The organism is Ornithinimicrobium sp. (assembly GCF_051004135.1).
In the GTDB taxonomy this organism is placed as follows: domain Bacteria; phylum Actinomycetota; class Actinomycetes; order Actinomycetales; family Dermatophilaceae; genus Ornithinicoccus.
The window spans coordinates 22,047-30,053 of the sequence record NZ_JBPCKQ010000091.1; the positions used below are offsets into that span (position 1 = coordinate 22,047).

Sequence of the window (8,007 nt, forward strand, 5' to 3'; positions counted from 1 at the left end):
CGGCGTGAGCCTGGCGGCCACGCTGGTCGCCGCACTGACCGTCCTGCCGCTCACCGTCGTCGCCGTCCAGGCGGCCTCGACCGGGTGGGCCGGCGCCACCGACTTCCTGCTCCGCCCGCGGATCGGTGAGCTGCTGGGCCACACCGGCGCGCTGCTGCTGCTGACCGTCCCCCTCACGGTGGTCCTCGGCACGGCCGCCGCGTGGGTCGTGGAGCGCACCGCGCTGCCCGGCGCCGGCGTCTGGCGGCTGCTGCTGCTGGCTCCGCTCGCGGTGCCGGCGTTCGTCAGCTCCTACGCCTGGATCTCGCTGCGTCCCTCGATGACCGGACTCCTCGGCGCCGTGCTGGTGACCACGCTGGCCTACTTCCCGTTTGTGTTCCTGCCCGTCTGCGCCATGCTGCGCGGCCTGGATGCCGGCGACGAGGAGGCGGCCCGGTCGCTGGGCTCCTCGCCGACGGCGGCCGTTCTGCGCACCGTGCTGCCCCGGTTGCGCCCGGCCATCAGCGGTGGTGCGCTGCTGGTGGCGCTGCACCTGCTCGCGGAGTACGGCGTGCTGGAGATGATGCGCTACCAGACGTTCACCACGGCGATCGTGCAGCAGTATGCCGTGGGCTTCAGCGACGCCCCCGGCAGCCTGCTCGCGCTGGTCCTGGTCGGGCTGTGCCTGCTGGTGCTCATCGGCGAGGTAGCCCTGCGCGGTCACGCCCGGGTGTCCCGACTCGGCCCGGGTGCACACCGTCGGCCCGAGCCGGTGCCGCTGGGACCTTGGCGCGTGCCGACCCTGGTGGGTCTCGGACTCCTGGTGCTGCTCTCGCTGGCCGTACCCGTCGGCATGGTGGTCCGCTGGCTCGTCGCCGGCACCGCCAGCGACGGAGCCGCCGTCGTCATCGGCGACCTGCTGCGGGTCACCGGCACGACGGTCGGCCTGGCGATCGGCGGCGGGTTGGCGGCCGTCGTCATCGCCCTGCCCGGAGCCTGGCTGCTCAACCGCCGCCGCACCGTCGTCGCCACGCTGCTGGAGCGGTCGACATTCCTGGCCAGCTCGGTGCCCGGGGTGGTCGTCGGACTGGCCCTGGTGACCCTGTCCGTCAACCTGCTGCGCCCGGCATACCAGACGGTGGGGTTGTTGGTCCTGGCCTACGTCATCCTCTTCCTGCCCCGCGCGATGGTGTCGTTGCGGGCCGGGCTGGCCGCGTCACCGCCGGAGCTGGGCGAGGCCTCGCGCTCGCTGGGACTGGGGGGGCCCGCCACGCTGGTCCGGGTCGTTCTACCGTTGACCATGCCCTCGTTCCTCACCGGCTTCGTGCTGGTGGCCCTGGCGGTGTCGACCGAGCTGACCGCGACGCTGCTGCTGGCGCCCACCGGCACCGACACCCTCGCCCTGGCGTTCTGGGGTGCCACCGGCCAGCTCGAGTATGCAGCCGCCGCGCCCTACGCCGCCGTCATGATCGCCCTGTCGGCACCGCTGACGCTGCTGCTGCGCCGGCAGATCGTGGGTCGGCGATGAGCGCCGTCGAGATCCGCTCCATCGTGGCCGGCTACGGCTCGTTGGGTGTCCTGGACGGGGTCGACCTGTCGGTCGCCGAGGGCACGACGACCGCGGTGCTGGGTGGCTCCGGCAGCGGCAAGACCACGCTGCTGCGGGTGGTCGCCGGCTTCCTGCGGCCGCGGGTGGGCACCGTGGCTATCGGGGGCCGCACCGTGGTGGGGCCCGGGGAGTGGGTGGCCCCGGAGCGCAGGGGGATCGGCTACGTGCGTCAGGACGGCGGGCTGTTCCCGCACCTGGACGTGGCCGGCAACATCGCCTTCGGCCTGCCGCGGCGACAACGTCGACAGCGCGACCAGGTGCTGGAGCTGCTCGATCTGGTGGACCTGCCCCCGTCCGTCGCCGGCCGCCGGCCCGACCAGCTCTCCGGAGGCCAGCAGCAGCGGGTGGCCCTGGCGCGGGCCCTGGCGCCCAAGCCCGAGCTGGTGCTGCTGGACGAGCCGTTCTCCTCGCTCGACACCGCGTTGCGCGAGGCCACCCGGGAGGCCACCGCTCGGGCACTGCGCGCCGCCGGGGCCACGGCGATCCTGGTCACGCACGACCAGGGGGAGGCGCTGTCCTTCGCCGACGAGGTAGCGGTGCTGCGCGACGGGCACTTCCGCCAGGTGGCGGCACCCCGGGAGATCTACGGCGCGCCGGTCGACCCGCACGTGGCCGCCTTCCTGGGTGACGCCGTGATCGTGCCCGGTGAGGCCGCCGCCGGGCACGTGGAGTGCGCGCTGGGCCCGCTGTCGGTCGCCGGTTTCGTCCCGCACGGGCCGGTCGACGTCATGGTGCGCCCGGAGCAGATCCTACTCTCCCCGCACGGCGACGCACCGGTCAAGGCCATGGTGACCTCGGTGTCCTACTTCGGTCACGACGCACTCGTGCAGCTTGAGCTGCAGGTCGGTCCCGGTGGGACCGTGGCAGAGACGGACCGGGCGCTGCGGGCGCGGGTCATCGGTCTGCAGCCGCCCGAGGTCGGCGAGATGGTGGGCCTGTCCGTCGTCGGCCCGGTCCGGGTCTTCCCGCACGGCGCCGGGCACTCCACGGTCGAGGCAGACTGAGCACACAAGGCAACACCCCCAGCGCGGTTCGGTCGCGGCTTGCTAGGGACGGGCTACTCCTCCGGGTCGGGCACCGGCTCGGCACCCTGCGCCTCGTCGCGCTGGGCCCACTCCAGCAGCGGCGTGATGTCGTAGGGGTGGTCGTCGATGTCGGCATGCAGGTCACCGGTCTCGGCATACCGCGCCGGCATGGTGGCCAGGGTGAAGTCGCGCGGGTCGCAGTCGGCGACCTCGTCCCAGCGCAGCGGGGCGGAGACCCGGGCGTCCGGGGTGCCGCGCACCGAGTAGGCGCAGGCGATGGTGTGGTCGCGCGCGTTCTGGTTGTAGTCGACGAACACGGCGCCGGGGTCGCGGTCCTTGCGCCACCACGTGGTCGTCGCCTCGTCGGGGGCACGCCGCTCCACCTCGCGGGCGAAGGCCAGCGCAGCCCGGCGCACGTCGCTGAACCCGTGCTCGGGCTCGATCCGCACGTAGATGTGGATGCCCTTGCTGCCCGTCGTCTTGGGGTATGCCGTCACGCCGAGCTCGTGGAGCACCTCCCGGGCCACCCCGGCCACCCGCCGCACGGTCGCGAAGTCGCACTCGTCACCGGGGTCCAGGTCGATCCGCCACTCGTCGGGCCGCTCGACATCGGCGCGGCGGCTGTTCCACGGGTGGAACTCCACCGTCGACATCTGCACCGCCCAGATCACACTGGCCAGCTCGGTGACGCACAGTTCGTCGGCCGTGCGGTTCCACCGCGGGAAGTGGATGCGCACCGTCTCCACCCAGTCCGGCGCACCACGGGGCAGCCGCTTCTGGTGCACCTTCTCGCCCTCGATGCCCTCGGGGAAGCGGTGCAGCATGCACGGTCGCTCCCGCAGGGCGTTGACGATGCCCTCGCCGACCGCGAGGTAGTAGCGCGCCAGGTCGAGCTTGGTGTGCCCGGCCTGCGGGAAGTAGACCCGGTCGGGGTTGCTGACCCGCACGGTGCGCCCACCGACCTCGAGCTCGGTCGCGGGGCTGGAGGAGGGGGCCACACCCCACTCCACCACAGGTATGCCGTGACTCGCCGTCACCCTGGTCTGCCTTGCTTCGCAGGTGTGGGGGCTGGGGTGAGCATCAGCCGTGTGGGCTACCGGCACCATGGCGCGTCGGCGAGTGACAGGATCGGGGTATGACGCACGCGCGCACCCTCCAGCGGGTCCAGACCTCGCGGCTGGACACGGCATACCGGGAGGCCGGTGACCCGGATGCTCCGACGCTGGTGCTCGTGCACGGCAACGTGTCGTCCTCGGTGTTCTTCGAGGACCTGATGGACCGGCGCTCGGATACGCACCACCTGTTGGCGCCGGACTTCCGGGGTTACGGCGACTCGCAGCGTCTGCCGATCGACGCGACGCGGGGACTGCGTGACCTGTCCGACGACCTGGCGGCGTTCCTGGAGGCGCTCGGCGCCGACGCGCCCGTCGACCTGCTCGGCTGGTCGGTCGGTGGGGGAGTGCTCCTGCAGTTCGCGCTCGACCACCCGCAGTGGGTGCGGCGGCTGGTGCTGGAGGCGCCCATGTCGCCCTACGGCTTCGGCGGCACGACCGGCGAGGAGGGCCGGCCGGACACCGACGACTTCGCCGGCTCCGGCGGCGGCACCGCCAACCCGGAGTTCTGCGCGGCTCTCGCAGACGGCGACCGCGGCGGCGACGGCGCCACGAGCCCGCTGGCCACGCTGCGCGGGTTCTACGTCAAGCCGGAGTTCAGCCTCACCGAGGAGGCGGAGCAACGCTACCTGGACGGCATGCTGGCCACCAGCGTCGGCGACGACGTCTACCCCGGAGACACGACCACCTCACCGCACTGGCCGCACGTCGCTCCCGGACAGAGCGGCATGAACAACGCCATCTCGCCGAAGTACTGCGACCTGTCCGGCTTCGCGGACCTCGGCGACGACGCACCGCCTGTCCTGTGGGTCCGCGGGGCGGAGGACCAGATCGTCGCCAACACCTCGGTCTTCGACCTGGCCTTCCTGGGCAGCCTCGGCGTGGTGCCAGGATGGCCGGGAGCCCAGGAGTGCCCGCCGCAGCCGATGATCGCCCAGCTGCGCGCGGTGCTGGCGGCGACCGGACGGCAGACCGAGATCCTCTACGAGGACTGCGGGCACTCCCCACACCTGGAGCACCCCGAGCGTTTCGCGGAGGACGTCCGTGCGTTCCTGGCCTGAGGGGGTGGCGCCGTGGCCGGGCTGATCAAGTCCGAGGACGTGCAGGCGGTCAAGGACCGTGCCTCGATCGAGGACGTCGTGCGCGACCACGTCACCTTGCGCAACGCCGGCACGGGATCGCTCAAGGGACTGTGCCCCTTCCACGACGATAAGACCCCGTCGTTCACCGTGCGCCCCGCCGTCGGGGCCTACCACTGCTTCGGCTGCGGCGAGGGCGGTGACGTCATCGCCTTCGTCATGGCCGTGGACCACCTGAGCTTCAGCGAGTCCGTCGAACGGCTGGCCGGGCGGCTCGGGATGGAGCTGCGGTATGAGGAGTCGTCCGGGCGGGGGGGCCGGCGCGACGACGGCGAGCGGGTCGGCCTGGGACGACGCGCCCGGCTGGTCGAGGCGCACCGGGTGGCCGCGGAGTTCTACCACGAGGTGCTCATCAACGCCGGGGAGGCGCGGGCCGGACGGGACTTCTTGCGGGCCAAGGGCTTCACGGCGGCGCCGGCGGCGCACTTCATGGTCGGCTACGCACCGGGGTCGGGCACGGGGCTGGCCGAGCACCTGCGGGGCAAGGGCTTCACCGACGACGAGCTGGTCACCGGCGGGCTGGTCGGCCGGGGTGGCCGGGGGCTCTACGACCGGTTCCGCGGCCGGGTGGTCTGGCCGATCCGGGACATCACCGGCGACACCATCGGCTTCGGCGCGCGGCGGATCCACGACGACGACCGGATCGCCGCGAAGTACCTCAACACCGCCGAGACCCCGATCTACAAGAAGACTCAGGTGCTCTACGGCCTGGACCTGGCCAAGAAGCCGATGGCCCAGCAGCGCAAGGCGGTCGTCGTGGAGGGCTACACCGACGTGATGGCCTGCCACCTGGCCGGCGTCGAGACCGCGGTCGCCACCTGCGGCACGTCCTTCGGGGTCGAACACATCAAGGTGCTGCGCCGGATCCTGCGGGACGAGCCCGGCACCACCCCCGCCCGGGTCGTGTTCACCTTCGACGGCGACGCCGCCGGGCAGAAGGCCGCGATGCGGGCCTTCGAGCAGGACCAGCAGTGGGCGGCACAGTCCTTCGTCGCGGTGGCGCCCGCGGGACAGGACCCCAACGAGCTGCTGTCCGCCTCCGGCGCCGAGGCGGTGCGGGAGCTCGTCGACGGGGCGCAGCCGATGTTCGAGTTCGCGGTGCGCACGACCCTGGACGCCTACGACCTGGACCGGCCCGAGGAGCGGGTGCAGGCGATGCGGGCGGTCGCGCCGATCGTCGCAACGATCCGGGACCGGTCGCTGCGCCCGGAGTACGTCCGCAGTGTCGCCGGGTGGCTCGGCATGGATGTCACCGCCTTCGGTCAGGAGGTCGGCCGGGCCGGTCGGCGGCCGAGTGGAGGTAGCGGCCCGGGGCGTGCGGCGAACGACGGGGCACGCTCCGGTCCGGCATCCGGCGAAGACACGACCGGCGGCACACCGCATACCGAAGAGGCTCCGCGCGTCCCACCACCGGACCTGCGTGACCCGGTCATCGCCGCCGAGCGGCAGCTCCTGCAGGTGGTGGTGCAGTATCCCGGCTCGCTGATCGCCGAGGAGGTGGACGCCCTGCCTGTCGAGGGCTTCCGGGCGCCCGCGCACCGCGCCGTGTGGCACGGGATGCGCGCGGCCGGCGGAGTCAGCACGGCGGTGACCTTGAGCGCCCAGGCCTGGACGGCGGCGGTGGCCTCCCAGGCCCCGCCGGTCGTGGCACCCATGGTGCCCGAGCTCGCGGTCGCCCCCCTGCCGGTGCGGATGGACCCCGAGAGCGGCGAGCCGCCGAACCGGTATGTCGACTCGCTGGTCTACCGGGTGATGGACTCCTCGCTGGGCCGGCGCATCGACGAGGCGATGAGCGCACTGCAGCGCTCGGCCCCGCAGGATCCGGAGACCCGCCGGCTCAGTGAGGAGCTGACCGGGCTGCACCGGGAGCGGGCCCGGCTCCGAGCGAGGATGGACTGATCGTGCTGGGGCGCCGACGCAGACGCGACGAGCCCGCGCGGGCACGCGCACGCTTGCCCGACGGGTTGTCCGTGCCGACCCGGCGAGGCGAGCACGTGCTGGCTGCCGCCCAGGACGACCTGACCGGGGCGTGGGTCGCGCTCACGACCTACCGGGTGCTCACCCTGACCGAGGACGGCGAGGTGGCGGTGGATCGCCCCTGGCACGAGGTCGACACCGGAGCCTGGGATCCGGACAGCTCGACGTTGAGTCTGAGCTGGGTGGGTGGCACCCGGGGGCTGCAGTGGCAGCTGCGGCAGCGCACCGGACCGGGCACCATCCCGCAGGTCTTCCGCGACCGGGTCTCGGCCAGCGTGGTACTCGTGCGGGAGATCGACCTGGGTCCTCGGCGCACCGCACGGGTCAGCATCCGCTCGGTTCTGGGCACCCGTGAGCTGGTCGACCAGGTGCTGCGCGGCCGCGGGGTGCGCGGCGACGACCGCGAGCTGGAGCGGGAGATCGAGCGGAGCCGGCGGGAGCTGCGCGAGCAGGTCGGCCTGCCCCCAAGGTAGGGCGGGTACACCACGCGCAGGGCTCGATCTGGTTCGTCCGGGTCGGCCGATTTTGATACAGTCGGCCTCGCTGCGCGACCGCGCAGACGGTCCCCTGTAGCTCAATTGGCAGAGCAGCCGGCTGTTAACCGGCAGGTTACTGGTTCGAGTCCAGTCGGGGGAGCCCAGTTTCAACGCCCTGACCAGCGGAAACGTTGATCAGGGCGTTTCTCGTGGGGTGAACGTGGGGAAGGCCCGGGCGCTCAGCCAGCCGACATGGCCAAGGCGTAGCACCCCTCCCGAAACGCAGGACGGGACACTTCGCTGGTGGTCAGTGCATGCCACGTGGAGCTAGGGAAGCTGGGGCGCTCGACGTCGGAGAAGCGACTGTCGGGTATGGAGATGACGGCCGCGAAGACGCCCCACGGAACGCTCGCTCCATGTCGGTAGCGTACTCACCAGTCACACCGCTAGGTGGCTGGTGTTTTTTGCCGCGTGGCGGTCCGGTGGCGGGTTGAGCTGCCCCGGGAGAATGTGCCTATGGCGCTGGCATGTGGACCGCGGGTTGAGTCATGACGTTGGGGGTCACGCCCAGGCAGGCGGACTTGTTCCGCTCCACGGTCGGGTACTGCGAGCCGCGGGTGGCGCCGGAGTCGATCTACGGGTTGTTGCACCGGGAGTGCTACCGGCTGTTTCCGGATGAGATGTTCGCGG

6 protein-coding genes and 1 tRNA gene are annotated in these 8,007 nt (G+C 72.3%); 6 read left to right on the forward strand and 1 reads right to left on the reverse strand.

Annotation, left to right across the window (positions count from 1 at the left end):
- Positions 1–4 precede the first annotated feature (4 nt).
- On the forward strand, positions 5–1,507 hold the full coding sequence (locus ACR2FV_RS05420) for an ABC transporter permease (protein WP_434014680.1): 1,503 nt from the start codon (positions 5–7) through the stop codon (positions 1,505–1,507).
- Complete coding sequence (locus tag ACR2FV_RS05425) at positions 1,504–2,592, forward strand: ABC transporter ATP-binding protein (RefSeq protein WP_434014681.1); 1,089 nt, start codon at positions 1,504–1,506, stop codon at positions 2,590–2,592. Before ACR2FV_RS05420 ends, ACR2FV_RS05425 begins: the two co-directional genes overlap by 4 nt.
- 53 nt (positions 2,593–2,645) lie before the next feature.
- Here ACR2FV_RS05425 and ligD read toward each other — a convergent pair whose 3' ends face one another.
- Complete coding sequence (ligD, locus tag ACR2FV_RS05430) at positions 2,646–3,611, reverse strand: non-homologous end-joining DNA ligase (RefSeq protein WP_434014687.1); 966 nt, start codon at positions 3,609–3,611, stop codon at positions 2,646–2,648.
- 137 nt (positions 3,612–3,748) lie between these two features.
- On the opposite strand from ligD, the gene ACR2FV_RS05435 reads away from it, so the two are divergent.
- The 4 genes from ACR2FV_RS05435 (at position 3,749) to ACR2FV_RS05450 (ending at position 7,477) form a co-directional block, all read left to right on the forward strand.
- A complete protein-coding gene (locus ACR2FV_RS05435; protein ID WP_434014682.1) occupies positions 3,749–4,786 on the forward strand; it encodes an alpha/beta fold hydrolase in 1,038 nt (345 codons plus the stop codon).
- A 12-nt stretch (positions 4,787–4,798) separates the two neighbouring features.
- Positions 4,799–6,763: a DNA primase gene (gene dnaG, locus ACR2FV_RS05440; protein ID WP_434014683.1), complete on the forward strand. Its 1,965-nt coding sequence runs from the start codon at positions 4,799–4,801 to the stop codon at positions 6,761–6,763.
- A gap of 71 nt (positions 6,764–6,834) precedes the next feature.
- A complete protein-coding gene (locus ACR2FV_RS05445; protein WP_434014684.1) occupies positions 6,835–7,314 on the forward strand; it encodes a hypothetical protein in 480 nt (159 codons plus the stop codon).
- Between the two features lie 90 nt (positions 7,315–7,404).
- Positions 7,405–7,477: transfer RNA gene (locus tag ACR2FV_RS05450), tRNA-Asn, on the forward strand.
- The last annotated feature ends 530 nt before the right edge of the window (positions 7,478–8,007 follow it).